This is a genomic window from Pseudomonas sp. FW507-12TSA (assembly GCF_058781435.1).
In genome coordinates, this window is record NZ_JBYSWT010000024.1 from 22,943 (window position 1) to 38,766 (window position 15,824).

Here is a 15,824-nt window from a genome sequence, read left to right on the forward strand (position 1 = left end):
AGCTCAGTTCAGTTCCATTAAGTAGGGGTTGCGTCGCATGTGTGGCATCGTCGGTATCGTCGGTAAGTCGAACGTTAATCAGGCGCTGTATGACGCGCTAACCGTCCTCCAACACCGCGGCCAGGACGCGGCCGGTATCGTGACCAGTCATGATGGCCGGTTGTTCCTGCGCAAGGACAATGGCCTGGTCCGTGACGTGTTCCAGCAGCGCCACATGCAGCGCCTGGTCGGCCACATGGGCATCGGCCACGTGCGTTACCCGACCGCCGGTAGCTCCACTTCGGCCGAGGCCCAGCCGTTCTACGTCAACTCGCCTTACGGCATCACTTTGGCGCACAACGGCAACCTGACCAACGTCGAGCAACTGGCCAAGGAGATCTACGAGTCCGACCTGCGTCACGTCAATACCAGTTCCGATTCCGAAGTGCTGCTCAACGTCTTCGCCCACGAACTGGCCCAGCGCGGCAAGCTGCAGCCCACCGAGGAAGATGTATTCGCCGCCGTGACCGACGTGCACAACCGTTGTGTGGGTGGTTATGCGGTGGTGGCGATGATCACCGGCTACGGCATCGTCGGTTTCCGCGATCCCCATGGCATCCGTCCGATCGTGTTCGGCCAGCGCCATACCGACGAGGGCGTGGAGTACATGATCGCCTCCGAAAGCGTGTCCCTGGATGTGCTGGGCTTCACCCTGATCCGCGACCTCGCGCCGGGCGAGGCGGTCTACATCACTGAGGAAGGCAAGCTCTACACCCGCCAGTGCGCCACCAATCCGCAGCTCACCCCGTGCATCTTCGAGCATGTATACCTGGCCCGTCCTGATTCGATCATCGATGGCGTCTCGGTATACAAGGCGCGCCTGCGCATGGGTGAGAAGCTGGCCGAGAAGATCCTGCGCGAGCGTCCCGAGCACGATATCGACGTGGTGATCCCGATTCCGGACACCAGCCGCACCGCGGCACTGGAGCTGGCCAACCACCTGGGCGTGAAGTTCCGCGAAGGTTTCGTGAAGAACCGCTATATCGGCCGGACCTTCATCATGCCGGGCCAGGCCGCCCGCAAGAAGTCGGTACGCCAGAAGCTCAATGCCATCGAGCTGGAATTCCGCGGCAAGAACGTGATGCTGGTGGACGATTCCATCGTGCGTGGCACCACCTGCAAGCAGATCATCCAGATGGCCCGTGAGGCCGGTGCGAAGAATGTCTACTTCTGCTCCGCCGCCCCGGCCGTGCGTTATCCGAACGTGTACGGCATCGACATGCCGAGCGCCCACGAGCTGATCGCCCACAATCGTTCCACCCAGGATGTGGCCGACCTGATCGGTGCCGATTGGCTGATCTACCAGGACCTGCCGGACCTGATCGAGGCGGTCGGTGGTGGCAAGATCAAGATCGAAAGCTTCGACTGCGCAGTGTTCGACGGCAAGTACGTTACTGGTGATGTCGACGAGGCCTATCTGAACAAGATCGAGAATGCCCGTAACGATGCCTCCAAGGCCAAGACCCAGGCGGTCAGCGCGATCATCGATCTGTACAACAACTGATCCAGAGCATTCACGAAGAGATTAGGAGTAGGCGGCATGAGTCAGGATTGGGATGCCGGTCGGCTGGATAGCGACCTTGAAGGCGTAGCGTTCGATACCCTGGCGGTGCGCGCTGGTCAGCACCGTTCGCCGGAGAGCGAGCATGGTGATCCGATGTTCTTCACCTCCAGCTATGTGTTCCGCACGGCCGCCGATGCGGCTGCGCGTTTCGCTGGCGAGGTGCCGGGCAACGTCTATTCGCGCTACACCAACCCTACGGTGCGTTCTTTCGAAGAGCGCATCGCGGCCCTCGAGGGGGCGGAGCAGGCGGTGGCTACCGCGACTGGCATGGCGGCGATCCTCTCGGTGGTCATGAGCCTGTGCAGCGCCGGTGACCACGTATTGGTTTCGCGCAGCGTGTTCGGCTCCACCATCAGTCTGTTCGAGAAGTACTTCAAGCGTTTCGGCGTCGAAGTCGGCTACGTGCCCCTGGCGGACCTGTCCGGCTGGGACGCGGCGATCAAGAGCAATACCCGATTGCTGTTCGTCGAGTCGCCCTCCAATCCTCTGGCCGAACTGGTGGATATCGCCGCACTGGCTGAGGTGGCTCATGCCAAGGGGGCGATGCTGGTGGTGGACAACTGCTTCTGCACCCCGGCGTTGCAGCAGCCGCTCAAGCTTGGTGCGGACGTGGTGGTGCATTCGGCCACCAAGTTCATCGATGGCCAGGGTCGCTGCATGGGCGGTGTGGTGGCCGGGCGCAGCGAACAGATGAAAGAAGTGGTGGGGTTCCTGCGTACCGCGGGGCCGACCCTGAGTCCGTTCAATGCTTGGGTCTTCCTCAAGGGGCTGGAGACCCTCAGCCTGCGCATGCGTGCCCATTGCGCCAATGCCCAGGCCCTGGCCGAGTGGCTGGAGCGCCAGGAAGGGATCGAGAAGGTGCATTACGCCGGGCTCGCCAGTCATCCGCAGCATGAATTGGCCAAGCGCCAGCAACGTGGCTTCGGCGCGGTGGTGAGTTTCGAGGTCAAGGGGGGCAAGGAGGGCGCCTGGCGCTTCATCGATGCCACTCGCCTGGTCTCGATCACCGCCAACCTGGGTGACAGCAAGACCACCATTACCCATCCAAGCACCACCTCCCACGGGCGCCTGGCGCCGCAGGAGCGTGAGGCTGCGGGTATTCGCGACAGCCTGATCCGTATTGCGGTCGGCCTGGAAGACGTTGCCGACCTGCAAGCCGACCTGGCTCGCGGCCTGGCAGCCTTGTGATCGAGTTGTCGACGCCCCCGGGGGCGGGCAATGGTCGTGTTGCGCTGGTTACCGGCGCGGCACGGGGTATCGGCCTGGGCATCGCCGCCTGGCTGATCAGCGAAGGCTGGCAGGTGGTCCTCACCGACCTGGATCGCGAGCGCGGCTCCAAGGTGGCCAAGGTGCTGGGCGACAACGCCTGGTTCATCACCATGGATGTGGCCGATGAGGAGCAGGTGGCTGAAGCGGTCGCCGAGGTGCTGGGGCAGTTCGGGCGTCTCGATGCTCTGGTTTGCAATGCTGCCGTGGCCGATCCGCACAATATGACCCTGGAAAGCCTCGACCTGGGCCATTGGAATCGGGTGTTGGCGGTGAATCTTGGCGGGCCGATGCTGCTGGCCAAGCATTGCGCGCCCTATCTGCGGGCCCACGGCGGTGCGATCGTCAACCTTGCCTCCACCCGCGCCCGCCAATCGGAGCCGGACAGCGAAGCCTATGCTGCGAGCAAGGGGGGCTTGTTGGCCCTGACCCATGCTCTGGCGATAAGTCTCGGGCCGGAGATTCGCGTCAATGCGGTAAGCCCGGGCTGGATCGATGCTCGTGACCCGGCCATGCGGCGCGCGGAGCCCTTGTCCGATGCCGACCATGCCCAGCATCCGGCAGGACGGGTGGGCACCGTTGAAGATGTGGCGGCGATGGTGGCCTGGCTGCTTTCACGCAGTTCGGGATTCGTCACCGGCCAGGAGTTCGTGGTGGACGGTGGCATGTCCAAGAAGATGATTTACCAGGATTGAATTCTTTCGCGGGCAAGGAGCGGAGCGCTTGCCAATCGCTGGGGATTTTTCCTGGGGCTTGAAGCGTGTTGTTTACAGCTCTTTTGAAAAAAACTTCAATCCTGCTATTGACTTAGCTTCGATACGTGCGTAAATTTCGCGGCCTCAGCGAAGCAAAGGGTGATTAGCTCAGCCGGGAGAGCATCTGCCTTACAAGCAGAGGGTCGGCGGTTCGATCCCGTCATCACCCACCACTTCCTGAGTGTCTTTCGAAAGAAAGGCGGAAGCTTCCAAGGAAGCCTCCAACCGACGCGCAGCGGTAGTTCAGTCGGTTAGAATACCGGCCTGTCACGCCGGGGGTCGCGGGTTCGAGTCCCGTCCGCTGCGCCATATTCGGTAACCTGGAACACTGAACGCCAGGTCACCACGAAAAGCCCGCTCAACGCGGGCTTTTTACTGTCTGGGGTTTACCCAGTGTTTGAATGAAAAAAAGCGGCCCTTGGGGCCGCTTTTTTCGTTTATGCGCCTACTGCTCGGCGTTGCGACTATGGCGGTAGTCGCTGACGGCCTCGTACACCGACTTGCGCAGGCGGTTGATGCCGCCGATGGGACGATGGGCTTCCACGCCGAACCAAGGGTTGAACGATTGGTTGTCGCAGGCGAGGTTCTGCGCCGGAGTGTCGAAATCCTGGGCGGGAATCGTCACTCGCGCCACGGTTTCGAAGGGCGCGTCCGCTTCCTTCCATTCGATACTGGTGTCTTCGATCGGCATGAAACGGTTCGGATCCTGACGCTGGATCTGCAGGACGAAGCATGCAGGGACACGGTCCGTGGACAGTTGCTGGACCAGGGCGCTGCGCAGGAAGTTGGGCAGGTCCTGGTTCTGTGCCGGCAAATTGTAGGTCGGGCAGCTACCTGGGGCCGGCATCACCCGGAACTTGGCGTTGGCCTTGCCGAACTTGTAGGGCGAGACCGAGAAGTAGGTGGTCTGGGTCGGGCTGGCCGGTGCTGGCGCCAGGGTCGCCAGGGCGATGAACAAATGGCGGACTTGCCAGGTGCGCGGGTCCCAGGCGGGGAAGAAGGCGCCGACTTTCTTGCCGTCGGCCTGGGCCGCGATGTTCTGCTGGTACTCGGCCACGTCGCTGACGAAGAAGTTCGGATGGTTGAACATCACGAAATCCTGTTCCTGGCGCGCTGCCTCCGAAGCCATCAACTGCCGTCCGGGGACCTCGTGCAGCTTGAGCGCCATGCCTCGCGCATCGCGAATGCTGTCGAACTGCGGGTAGGCATTGCCATTGGACAGGCGCACCGTGGCCTGCCAGGTTTGCCCCGGGTTGGCGAAGACCCCCTGGCGTAGTTCCGGGGCCAGGTCCTTGAGCACCTGGACTTCGGCCCTCACGCAGCCATGGGCCTTGGCATGGGCGTCGCGCAGGTAGCGAGTACCCTCGCGATGCTGGTCGACGATACGCACGGCGGTCTGGATGATGTCCTGGGTGCGCGCCGCCTCGTCTGCGGGAATCTGTTCCTGTGCGGCGACCGGGCCGCGGTGCTGCCAGGCGAACCAGATACTGGCCAGGGCCCAGCCCGAGAGGCCGAGCACCAACGACAGCAACAGCAGCTTGCCCAGTAGCGCGCCCAGGCGCAGCCAGAGCCGGCCTGGCAGGGAAGGGCGTTTGCTTGCAAGATCGAGTTTCATGGCAGTTGCGACTCCAGCGGTCCGCCCAGCACTTTCAGGTATTCCAGCAGCGCCCAGCGCTCCTCAGGCTGCAATAGCGGGCCTATGACCCCATTGCCCCGCTGGCCAGCGCGGAATTCGTGGCCACTGTTGTGGTTGCCGCTGATTCGGGTATCGAATTCGAAGCCGTTCTTGAACGCTTCCGGGCGATATCCCAGGTGCTTGGGGTCGTACTCGAAGGTCCCGCGGTAGAAGGTCGTTGCGCGTTCCGACTGGGGTGACAGGAGTTGATAGAGGTTGGGCACCGAACCGTTGTGCAGGTAGGGCGGTGTCGCCCACACCCCGGCCAGCGGACGGGCCTTGTAGGCACGCAGTTCGCGTACACCGATCGGCAGGCCGTAGCCATCCAGCCTTGGGCGTTCCTCGGGCGTGACCTGGGCATCGCGATAGGCGCGCTCCTCGACGAAAGCAGTGATGTACGCCAGGCCCTTGGCGGCCGACATCTGCCGCAGGTCCAGGGGCTCGGTGGAGGCCGGATGCAGCTCGACGTTTGATTTGGCCAGCTCGGCGGTGTCCCATTGCAGGGCGCTCAGGTCATAACGCAGGTCGGCGATGTTGCTGGCCGAGTTGGGGTCGGTGCCGATCACCGAGACCGGCAGCATCTTCAACTGTTGCACCGGCCGCCCGTCGTTCTCGCTGACTGCGGGCACATGGCAGCCGGCGCAGTGGCTGGCGAACAGGGTACGGCCCTTGGCGGCCAGGGGTTTGTCGATATTGCCCAGCAAGCCTTCCGGCCACACAGGTGGCTTGAGGCGTTGCAGGGTTTCCTCGATCTGGTTGAGATCGCGCACGCGCACGCTGGAGGGGTAGCGCGCCTCACCGGTCAATGGCTGGCCGTTGGCATCGAACAGATTCAGGGTCGCGCCCACGCCCAGGGCTTCGCCGATGTTACGGGCCATGGGTTGCTGCGCCGAACCGTTCCATTGCACCCAGTCGAAGGTCCAGATATCCCAGAGTTGTGGATAGTCCACCGGAGCGTTGGCGATCCGGTAGTTGGTCGGGGAGATTGCATCACCGAAGCTGGCGTTGGCGATACGACCGAACGCGTCCGTGCGGCCAGGGCCTTCCTCAGTGGGGTAGAGGCCGCGATGGGTGTCGTTCCAGGCCGTACGCAGGAAGGTGTCCAGCGATACCTTGAAGTCCTTGCGCAACTGTTCGTGGCGCTGCTCGTAGTCCGGCCCCAGCACCTTGCGGGCGAATCGTTCGAATTTCCACGGGTTGTAGTAGGTCAGCGCCAGGCTGGCCACCAGGGCCTGGCCGAAGCTGCCGCCGCGCAGGGTCGGCACGCTCGATGGCAGCACATGCTGGGCCGGGCCGCCGTCGATCCGCAGGGCCTGGTGATTGAAGCGCAGCTCGCCGGTGTGGCAGGCCGAGCAGGTAATGTCCAGGTATTGTTCCTGGCTACCCGGGTTCTGGTGGCGGGCGAACCCTACTGGCAGGTTGCCGGGGTTTTGCACCGTGGCTTTTTGCCCCGGCTCCACCAGGAAGCCGAAGCGTGCCAGGTATTCGGGAGTGGCGAAGGACTGCTCGGAAAAGGGCAGTTCCAGGGCGACGAACCAGTCATAGCGCAGGCCCTTGACCTGGGTACCCTGGGGCGTGAAGTAATACGCCTGGCGATCCTTTGCATCCCATTGGTCCAGGTAGTGCACTTTTTCGGCAGGTACATAGTCGGGAAGCTTCGGATTGGCGGTGTAGTAGGCGACCAAAGCCAGGGCGATGCCGATCAGCACGGCAATCAACAGCAATACACGGTAGATGAGGCGCAAGATGTACTTCCTTGTCGAATTTCGCTTCCTTATGCCTGAGCGCATCTGACGCGGCAAGTAGCCATTACTTGCGCTATGGTTATTCGCGCTCTTTCACACGCCCCGCGATGTATCCGGACGGGGCATATCCCAGACCACGAAATGCGTTTGAAGACGTGAACTTATCAGCGGTTTACTGCTCTTATGCCGGTAGCCATTGGTCGTGGCCGCCTGATAAGCTCGCGGCTTTATTCGATTGCCCTTTAGGCGCATGAACAAGGAAATAGCATGAAACAGCATCGGTTGGCGGCGGCGGTGGCCCTGGTTAGCCTGGTACTCGCCGGTTGTGACTCGCAGACCAGCGTAGAGCTGAAAACCCCAGCTCAGAAAGCTTCCTACGGCATCGGCCTGAACATGGGCAAGAGCTTGGCCCAGGAAGGCATGGATGACCTGGATTCCAAAGCCGTGGCCCAGGGCATCGAAGATGCCGTCGGCAAGAAAGAACAGAAGCTCAAAGACGAAGAACTGATCGAGGCTTTTGCCGCACTGCAAAAGCGTGCTGAAGAGCGCATGGCCAAGATGAGTGAAGAGTCGGCCGCCGCCGGCAAGAAATTCCTCGAAGAGAACGGCAAGAAGACTGGTGTGACCACCACTGCTTCCGGCCTGCAGTACGAAGTCCTGAAGAAGGCCGATGGTCCGCAGCCCAAGCCGACTGACGTGGTGACCGTGCATTACACCGGCACCCTGACCAACGGCACCGTGTTCGACAGCTCGGTTGAGCGTGGCAGCCCGATCGATCTGCCGGTCAGCGGCGTGATTCCGGGTTGGGTCGAAGGCCTGCAACTGATGCACGTCGGCGAGAAGTACAAGCTGTACATCCCTAGCGACCTGGCCTATGGCGCGCAGAGCCCGAGCCCGGCGATCCCGGCCAATTCGGTGCTGGTGTTCGAGCTGGAACTGCTGGGTATCAAGGATCCGGCCAAGCAAGACAAGCCGGACGCAGCCAAGTAACCTGCTGCAATGTCTTCAACAACGCCCCGTTCCTACGGGGCGTTGTCGTTTCTAAAGGCTGGTAATGGTAAAAAATCCGAACTGGCGGCATTGTCGACAGTCAGAACAGAGGAGCGCCAGCAGCTAGTCGCTGGAGCCTGCCAAGTCAATGAAATTATGGGTTTTTTTATGTGAGTAAAAAACGCCCGATCTGAGCTCAGCCCTTGTAAAACGGGGCTTTCAGCGCTGAAAAGGAGCTCTGTTCACAAGGTTATCCACAATTTGTGTGGATAACATTTCAGTGGGAGTGAAGATGAAAGCACCCTGGAATTTTGCCCGCTTCCTGCCCCTGGCCGCTCGGCTCCTGAGTCGTGGCCGCTTGCCGACGCTGTTGTTCGCCGTGGCGAGCAAGGGCGTTTTCCAGGGCGAGCGCCTGGGCAAGGTCAAGGAAGACCTGCGTCTGTTGCAGGCGTTGTGCCTGGCCTACTGGCGGGGCGAGTACCGAGCGATCAGTCCCAAGGCGCTGCTGTCGGTGGTCGCCGGCTTGATGTACTTCCTCAGCCCGCTGGATGCGATTCCCGATTTCCTCCCGGTGTTCGGCATGCTCGATGACATCGCCGTGCTGGCTTGGCTGATGAAGACCCTGGGTGATGAGCTGGATGCCTTTCGCGCCTGGCGCAATGGCCAGGCCCCGGAAAAGCTGGCGGTCGTGGAGCGGCTGCCGGACACCCCCGAACAATTGCGTCTGGAGAGGGCGGGGAGAACCTCCGGTAAGGGCCCCGTTACCTGACGACAATCATGCTCTGCGCGACCGCCATCGCTGTTAGGATTACACTCCTAAGGAAAATTCCGACTCGTTAAGTGTCGTAGTCCTACGGGGTGGTGATGGATATCCAGATTATTGAACGCGATGGCGAACCCGAATATGCGGTTCTGCCGTGGGCTCAGTATCAAGCGTTGTTGAAAGCCGCAGGTCTCACCGAACACGCACCGCAAGCCGCTGCAATTTCTCAGGCGGCGACACCGGCCCAGAGTCTTCCGGGCCTGGATCAATTACGCAATCTACGCGAAGGGAAGGGCATCGCCATCGAGGCGCTGGCCCGCAAAGTAGGCATCAGCCCGTCTTACCTGGCCTTGATTGAAAGTGGCGAGCGTCAACCTGACGCTGCTATTCGCCGCAGCCTGGCCTGGGAACTGACGGTGCCGGGGTGGAGGGAGCAATCGTGAGTGTAAGGATCAGTCGTCAGCACTGGGATGGGCTGTTGGGTGAGCTGGATCAAGCCCGACGACAACGCCATCTCTTAACCTACCGTGCATTGCTGGAGCGCTTGCAGTTACCCAGCCCGGCAATGCAGACCCTGACGGCCGCGCTGGAGCACCTGGCCGCCCTGGATGCACGAGCCGAGCAGCCGCTGCGCAGTTCCCTGGTCATCAGCCAGGGTGCCAGCCGCCTGCCGCGTACCGGATTCTTCGAGTGCGTGGAGCGCCTCGGGCGTTTTTCCGGGCCTTCCGATGGTGTTGCCGCAGCGTCCTGGCATGCCTCGGAAGTGGTGCGAGTGTTCGAGTACGAATATCCCGAATCAGCGGAGGCTTGAATGTTCTGGCGATTCAAGGCGCGGGCCGGCTATTGGCTGGCGCGCCGGTTGTTTCACTGGCCCTGGTTCATCCGCCAGCCCCGTAGCTGGCGCTGGATGGAGGGGCAATATGCGCGCATGGCCAACCTGGGCAATGTGGGTGCGCAGAGCTTCTATGGCCATATCCTGCTTTTCCGTGGCCAGGGGCTCGGGGCACGGGAGGAGGGGATCCGCCTGTTGCGCCTGGCTGCGTTGGCCGGCGATGCCAAGGCTGCCTACCAGCTTGGGGTGATCAGCCTGGCCGGCTCGGCCAGCAAGGTACCCGATGCTGTCGAAGCGGCTCGCTGGTGGAAGCTTTCGGCCCAGGCCGGACATCCCCTGGCCAGCCTCAAGCTGGAGCAGCTAGGTCCGCAGCACTGAGGTTTTCGTTGCGCTGGCGGGCCAGGGCTTCCAGGCTGTCGATCACGTGCACGCTGTAGCCTTGGACGTTCTTGGCATGGTGCTTGGCCTGGGAGGCCAGCTCCGCCAGTTGGCTGGAGTCCAGTTGCCCACAGGCCTGTGGATACAGGTGCACCACGCCGATGGACAGTGACAGCAAGGGGAATTCCTGGCGAATTCCCTGGCGGTTGGGCGCCACGAAACAACCGGCTTCCAGGTGTTCGCTGCGATAGAAGCGCCGGCACTGGCTATGAAAGTCGTCCAGCAACTGGTTCAGCCGCTTGCGCCAGTCTTCCGGTCCCAGCACCAGCAGGAAATCATCCCCGCCGATATGCCCGACGAAGTCGCGGCTCGGGTCTACCCGGTCATTCAGGCATTGTGCCAGGCACAGCAGCACCTCATCGCCGCGGCCGTAGCCGTAGATATCGTTGAAGGGCTTGAAACTGTCGATATCCACATAGCAGATCACCGATTCGCGCCCCTGCTGGAGCAAGCGGGTCAGGCACTGCTGGATGGGGACGTTGCCCGGCAGCAGCGTCAGGGGGTTGGCGTAGCGAGCCTGCTGGATCTTCAGTTCAGTGATCAGCTTGAGCACATCGATCACCCGCCCCAGCCCCAGGTAATGGCCATTGAGGGTGATGATGAAATCTTCCTCGATGCGTTGCCTGGCGCGGCTGGTGATCAGTCGGCTGACCTGTTGCAGCGACTGGGTCAGCTCGACGGCCAGGAAGTCGTCGTTCATCAGCCGGCTGATGGGCTTGCGGGCGAACAGGTCGGTAGCGAATGGCTTGAGCAGGGCATCGGAAAGCGAATGTCGGTGGACGATTCCGCAGGGTTGGCCCTGCTCGTCAAGAACCGCCAGGGAATTGAGATTGGCCTGGCGGCGAAAGGCCTCCAGCACATTGGCCGTGGGCGTGTTGCGTGCCACCGCCGGCTGGTCGTTGAGCAAGGCGCTGAGGTCGCTGCCTTCGTCATTCAAGGCCACGCTGGTGTTGTCGTGCTTGGGCATCATCGCCCAGGCATCCTGGGACGGTTGTTCCTGGGGTCGGCACAGCAGATAACCCTGGACCAGGTCGACGCCCATCTCGGTGAGCACCGCCAGTTCCTCGGCCAGCTCGATGCCTTCGGCGATCACCTTGGCCCGGGAGGCCTTGGCGATCTGCAGGATCGATCCGACGAACTCACGCTTGAGCGCATCCTGGTGGATGCCGTCGATGAAATGGCGATCGATCTTCACGTAGTCCGGTCGCAGCTCCGACCACAAGCGCAGGCTGGAATATCCGGCCCCCAGGTCATCCAGGGCGATGGAGAAACCCATGTCGCGATAGTGGTGCAGGGCATTCTGCAGCAGTTGGAAGTCGTCGATGGGAGTCTGTTCGGTAAGTTCGATCACCACCTGGCTGGGTGGGATGCCGAAGTCTTGCAGCAATTGCAGGGTGCGCCCGGGTTGGTGGGCGGCTTCCAGCAGGGATTCGGGGGAAACGTTGAGGAACAGCTTGCCAGGCAGCAACTGCTCGCTGAAACGCCGGCAGGCGCTATGGCGGCAGGCGATCTCCAGTTCGCTCAGGCGGCCGGCCTGGCGGGCGACGGCGAACAGGGCGACTGGGGAATGCAGCGGGCTGTTGGAGGGGCCGCGGCTCAAGGCTTCATAGCCGAGGATGCGGCGTTCCGAGAGGGAAATGATTGGTTGGAACAGGCTGTGCAAACCGCTTTGAGCCAGGATTGAACTCAATGCACTGAGCTGTTCGGTCGTGGTCATGGCGATCTCTGTCGATAAAAAAAGGACCGGGTGCGCATGGCCCCCAGTCCTTTATTTCACGACAGAATGATGACTATTTGATGACGCTCCGAGGAGCGCTCGAATTAAATTGCCATCATCCTCAGTGCTTGGCCACCGAAGTGTTGAGCTTCAGGTAATCCAGCAGGATGCGCCCGGTTTCGCTCAGGTAGGCGTCGTCTTCAGGCTTGGTCTTGTCCGGCTCGGCAGCGGCCAGCGCGTCCTCATCCTCTTTCTTCAGCTCCTTGAGCGGCTCTTCGCCCTTGGCCTTGCGACGGATGTTTTCCAGGGCCAGTTGCTTGGCTTCGATATCGGCATGCTGCGCACGGCGATCGGCTTCGTTGAGGCTCACGGTTTTTTCCGCCATCAGCTTCTGCGCCAGCGCCAGCTTGTCGCGGATGAACACGAATTCCGGATCTTTCGCCGAGCGGCTTTCGTGTTCGGCCTTGAGCTGGGCCAGGAACGGCTTGAACGGATCCATCGCCGGCTTGATGGCCGGGCGGATGGTGTCCCAAGGCATGGCTTCGGGCAGCGCGCTTTCACCGATCTCCTTGGTATCGATGATCGATGGGTAGCCGATATCCGGCAGCACGCCCTGGTGCTGGGTGCTCTGCCCGGAAACCCGGTAGAACTTGGCCAGGGTCAGCTTCAGCTCGCCATGGTTGAGCGGCTGGATGGTCTGGACCGTACCTTTGCCGAAGGTCTGGCCGCCGATGATCAACGCGCGATGGTAGTCCTGCATGGCGCCGGCGAAGATCTCCGAGGCCGAGGCCGAAAGGCGGTTGACCAGCAGGGCCATCGGGCCCTTGTAGAAGGCACCGGGGTTCTCGTCTTCCAGCACATCCACCCGGCCATCGGCGTTACGCACCAGCACGGTAGGGCCCTTGTCGATGAACAGGCTGGTCAGCTCGGTGGCTTCCTGCAGGGAACCGCCGCCGTTGTTGCGCAAGTCGATGACCACGCCGTCGACCTTCTCTTTCTGCAGTTCGGTCAGCAGCTTCTTCACGTCACGGGTGGTGCTCTTGTAGTCCGGGTCACCCGCGCGGAACGCCTTGAAGTCCAGGTAGAAGGCCGGGATCTCGATCACCCCGAGCTTGTAGTCCTTGCCGTCCTGCTTGAGGTTGAGGACCGACTTCTTCACCGCCTGGTCTTCGAGCTTCACCGCTTCCCGGGTGATAGGCACGATCTTGCTGGTCTGGTCGTTCGGCGCATTGCTGGCCGGGATCACTTCCAGGCGCACCAGGGTGCCCTTGGGACCGCGGATCAGCTTGACCACTTCGTCCAGGCGCCAGCCCACCACGTCGACCATTTCCTTGTCGCCCTGGGCGACACCGATGATCTTGTCCGCCGGGGCGACCTGCTTGGTCTTGTCCGCCGGGCCTGCCGGTACCAGGCGCACGACCTTGACCTGGTCGTTGTCGCTTTGCAGTACCGCGCCGATGCCTTCCAGCGACAGGCTCATGTTGATGTCGAAGTTCTCCGCGTTATCCGGCGACAGATAGTTGGTATGCGGGTCGTAGGACATGGCGAAGGTGTTGATGTAGGCCTGGAAGATATCCTCGGCCCGGGTCTGGTCCAGGCGCGCCAACTGGTTCTTGTAGCGCTTGGTCAGGGTTTCCTGGATCTGCTTGGGCTCCTTGCCGGCGATCTTCATCCGCAGCACTTCGTCCTTCACGCGCTTGCGCCACAGGTCGTCGAGTTCGGCGGTGGTCTTGAGCCATGGAGCTTCCTTGCGATCGATCAGCAAGGTTTCCTTGGTGGTGAAGTCGATCTTGTCGACACCCTTGGCCAGTTCCGCCAGGGCGAAGTCGAGGCGGGATTTGACCCGGTCCAGATAGCGCTTGTAGATGGTGAAGCCTGCGTTCAGGTCACCGCTCTTGAGGAAGTCGTCGAACTGGGTTTTCCACCTGTCGAACTCTGCGATGTCACTGGCCAGGAAGTAGCTGCGCGATGGGTCCAGCAGCTTCAGGTAGCTGTCGTAGATGATGACCGAGCGTGCGTCGTCCAAAGGTGGCTTGCTGTAGTGATGACGCTTGAGCAGTTCAACAACATTGAGGCTGGCAATTACCTCATCGCGATCAGGCTGAAGCTTGTCCCAGCTATTGGCTGCGAGCGTAGTGGTCGACATCGGCAGTAGGCCGAAACCAATGAAAAGAGCGAGGGCGGTGCTGGGGAACAGATGCTTCATGCTGATTCGACGCGGGGGCAATTGATAACGCATATTAGGCCGTCTTAGAAGTCGCCGGTTCCATCAGGGCCGGTCGCATAATGCAAAAAGCCCGGTGCTATAACCTCCGGGCTCAGTCCAGACTCACTATGGAGGCACTGTGAAAGCATTGCAAGGCGTTGAAGGTCATGTGGAGTGGGTTGAAGAGCCAAGCCCGACTTGCGATGCGGGCCAGGTTCGTATTCGCGTGGCCGCCGCCGGCCTGAATCGGGCCGACCTGCTGCAGCGCGCGGGGCTCTATCCACCGCCGGCCGGGGCCAGCCAGGTGCTGGGGTTGGAATGCTCCGGGGTGATCAGTGAAGTCGGCCCGGGTTCGTCCTGGAAAATCGGTGATCGGGTCTGTGCGCTGTTGGCCGGTGGCGGCATGGCCGAGGAAGTGGTGGTCGATGCACGCCATGTGCTGCCGGTGCCCGAGGGATTGTCGCTGGTCGAGGCCGCGGCGTTGCCGGAAGTCTATGCCACGGCCTGGCTGAACCTGTTCCAGCTGGCGGCGCTCAAGCCCGGGGAAAAGGTGCTGCTGCACGCTGGGGCCAGTGGGGTCGGTTCGGCGGCGATCCAGCTGTGCAAGGCCTTCGGCAGTCCGTGCTGGGTCAGTGTCGGCTCCGCCGAGCGCCTGGCCTACTGCGAAAAACTGGGGGCCCAGGGGGGCGTGATACGCACCGATGGCCTGGATGCACTGCGGGATTTCGCCCCCTTCGATGTGGTCCTGGACCCGGTGGGGGCTGGCTACGCGGCCGATAATCTCAAGCTGCTGGCCCTCGATGGGCGTTGGGTGCTGATCGGCCTGATGGGCGGGCGCGAGGCGCAACTGGACCTGGCCAAGGTGCTGGCCAAGCGGATCCAGCTGCTGGGTTCGACCCTGCGCAGCCGCAGCGATCAGTTCAAGGCCGACTTGTTGAGCGATCTGGGCCAGAACGTCTGGCCGCTGTTCGGCGATGGGCGCCTGAGCCCCCAGTTGGCCAGGACGTTCCCGATCGAGGATGCCGAAGCCGCATTCGCCGAACTGGCCACCAACCAGGTATCGGGCAAGCTGGTCCTGGTGATCGACTCCGCATTGGCATGACCATCTGCGGGAGCTGGCCCACGGCCGGTTCCCGCAGGCATGCGGTCATTTCCAGTGGTGGATCGGCCAGCCGGCTTGCTGCGCATGCTCGCGCAGTACCGGATCCGGGTTGACCACCTGGGGATGATCCACTCGCAGCAGCAACGGCAGGTCGTTGCGCGAGTCGGAATAGAAGGTCGCGCCCTTAAGGCTTTCCTGTTCGGTTTCCAGCCATTGCAGCAACCGGGTGATCTTGCCCTCGCGGTAGGTCAGGGTGCCCAGGGTATTGCCGGTATAGACGCCGTTGAGCACTTCCAGCTCGATCCCCAGTACTTCATCGATGCCCAGGCGCTGGGCGATCGGCTGCACCAGGTGGGTGCCCGAGGCCGAGATCACCAGGATCCGGTCGCCGGCCTGGCGATGGGCGGCCAGGGTCTTGCAGGCATCGCTGAAGATGATCGGCTCGATCACGTCCTCGACCCAGGGCTCCACCAGGTGGGCCACATCCTCCGGGCTGCGCCCGGCCATGGGCTCGAGGCTGAACGCCATGAATTCCTCCATGGCCAGCTTGCCATGGCTGTAGGCGTCCATCAGCTCGTTGTTGCGGCGCATGAACGACTCGCTGTCGACCCAACCCAGGCGCCCCATCTGCTCGCTCCAGAGGGTGGCGCAGTCGCCGTGGATCAAGGTTTCGTCCAGATCAAAAATTGCCAGGGCCATTAGTGCAGTTCTCTCCGAGAACAGCTTCAAGCT

General features: G+C 62.0%; 14 protein-coding genes and 2 tRNA genes. 11 read left to right on the forward strand and 5 right to left on the reverse strand.

What is annotated here, in order from left to right:
* Nucleotides 1–37: 37 nt before the first annotated feature.
* The 5 genes from purF to AC3WK8_RS21415 all read left to right on the forward strand — a co-directional run bounded on the left by purF (nt 38) and on the right by AC3WK8_RS21415 (nt 3,933).
* Nucleotides 38–1,543 (forward strand): amidophosphoribosyltransferase, encoded by a 1,506-nt coding sequence (purF, locus tag AC3WK8_RS21395; protein ID WP_031321374.1) that lies wholly within the window; start codon nt 38–40, stop codon nt 1,541–1,543.
* Between the two features lie 36 nt (nt 1,544–1,579).
* The gene (locus AC3WK8_RS21400; RefSeq protein WP_103325800.1) at nt 1,580–2,791 is read left to right on the forward strand and encodes an O-succinylhomoserine sulfhydrylase; all 1,212 of its coding nucleotides are present in this window, start codon (nt 1,580–1,582) and stop codon (nt 2,789–2,791) included.
* A gap of 5 nt (nt 2,792–2,796) precedes the next feature.
* Entirely contained in the window at nt 2,797–3,564 is a 768-nt protein-coding gene (locus AC3WK8_RS21405; RefSeq protein ID WP_103325834.1) for an SDR family oxidoreductase, read from the forward strand.
* A 157-nt stretch (nt 3,565–3,721) separates the two neighbouring features.
* A tRNA-Val gene (locus AC3WK8_RS21410) sits at nt 3,722–3,797 on the forward strand.
* 59 nt (nt 3,798–3,856) lie between these two features.
* Nucleotides 3,857–3,933 (forward strand) — tRNA-Asp (locus tag AC3WK8_RS21415).
* A gap of 136 nt (nt 3,934–4,069) precedes the next feature.
* On the opposite strand, the gene AC3WK8_RS21420 is transcribed toward AC3WK8_RS21415, so the two are convergent.
* The gene (locus AC3WK8_RS21420; RefSeq protein WP_103325801.1) at nt 4,070–5,239 is read right to left on the reverse strand and encodes a catalase family protein; all 1,170 of its coding nucleotides are present in this window, start codon (nt 5,237–5,239) and stop codon (nt 4,070–4,072) included.
* On the reverse strand, nt 5,236–7,044 hold the full coding sequence (locus AC3WK8_RS21425; protein WP_178088040.1) for a di-heme-cytochrome C peroxidase: 1,809 nt from the start codon (nt 7,042–7,044) through the stop codon (nt 5,236–5,238). Before AC3WK8_RS21425 ends, AC3WK8_RS21420 begins: the two co-directional genes overlap by 4 nt.
* Nucleotides 7,045–7,311: 267 nt before the next feature.
* Here AC3WK8_RS21425 and bamJ point away from each other — a divergent pair, with 267 nt between their 5' ends.
* The 5 genes from bamJ (at nt 7,312) to AC3WK8_RS21450 (ending at nt 10,007) form a co-directional block, all read left to right on the forward strand.
* Nucleotides 7,312–8,034, forward strand: coding sequence for a BamJ family beta-barrel-assembly machinery protein (gene bamJ, locus AC3WK8_RS21430; RefSeq protein WP_085596831.1), 723 nt, complete (start codon nt 7,312–7,314; stop codon nt 8,032–8,034).
* A gap of 292 nt (nt 8,035–8,326) precedes the next feature.
* Nucleotides 8,327–8,803 carry a YkvA family protein gene (locus AC3WK8_RS21435; RefSeq protein WP_085596830.1) on the forward strand — a complete coding sequence of 159 codons (477 nt, stop codon included), beginning with the start codon at nt 8,327–8,329 and terminating at the stop codon, nt 8,801–8,803.
* 95 nt (nt 8,804–8,898) lie between these two features.
* On the forward strand, nt 8,899–9,240 hold the full coding sequence (locus AC3WK8_RS21440; RefSeq protein WP_085596888.1) for a helix-turn-helix domain-containing protein: 342 nt from the start codon (nt 8,899–8,901) through the stop codon (nt 9,238–9,240).
* Nucleotides 9,237–9,608, forward strand: coding sequence for a hypothetical protein (locus tag AC3WK8_RS21445; protein WP_003179080.1), 372 nt, complete (start codon nt 9,237–9,239; stop codon nt 9,606–9,608). The genes AC3WK8_RS21440 and AC3WK8_RS21445 overlap by 4 nt, the downstream gene beginning before the upstream one ends.
* On the forward strand, nt 9,609–10,007 hold the full coding sequence (locus AC3WK8_RS21450; RefSeq protein WP_103325802.1) for an SEL1-like repeat protein: 399 nt from the start codon (nt 9,609–9,611) through the stop codon (nt 10,005–10,007).
* Here the strand turns inward: AC3WK8_RS21450 and AC3WK8_RS21455 are convergent.
* Nucleotides 9,976–11,784, reverse strand: coding sequence for a bifunctional diguanylate cyclase/phosphodiesterase (locus AC3WK8_RS21455; protein WP_022640191.1), 1,809 nt, complete (start codon nt 11,782–11,784; stop codon nt 9,976–9,978). The two genes, AC3WK8_RS21450 and AC3WK8_RS21455, sit on opposite strands and share 32 nt — an antisense overlap.
* A 121-nt stretch (nt 11,785–11,905) precedes the next feature.
* Nucleotides 11,906–13,990, reverse strand: a complete 2,085-nt coding sequence (locus AC3WK8_RS21460) for a carboxy terminal-processing peptidase (RefSeq protein WP_164485038.1) — start codon at nt 13,988–13,990, stop codon at nt 11,906–11,908.
* 139 nt (nt 13,991–14,129) lie between these two features.
* Between AC3WK8_RS21460 and AC3WK8_RS21465 the strand changes: the two genes are divergently transcribed.
* The gene (locus tag AC3WK8_RS21465; RefSeq protein WP_031320289.1) at nt 14,130–15,092 is read left to right on the forward strand and encodes a zinc-binding dehydrogenase; all 963 of its coding nucleotides are present in this window, start codon (nt 14,130–14,132) and stop codon (nt 15,090–15,092) included.
* A gap of 45 nt (nt 15,093–15,137) precedes the next feature.
* Here AC3WK8_RS21465 and AC3WK8_RS21470 read toward each other — a convergent pair whose 3' ends face one another.
* Nucleotides 15,138–15,791, reverse strand: coding sequence for an HAD family hydrolase (locus tag AC3WK8_RS21470; RefSeq protein ID WP_022640188.1), 654 nt, complete (start codon nt 15,789–15,791; stop codon nt 15,138–15,140).
* Nucleotides 15,792–15,824 lie beyond the last annotated feature (33 nt).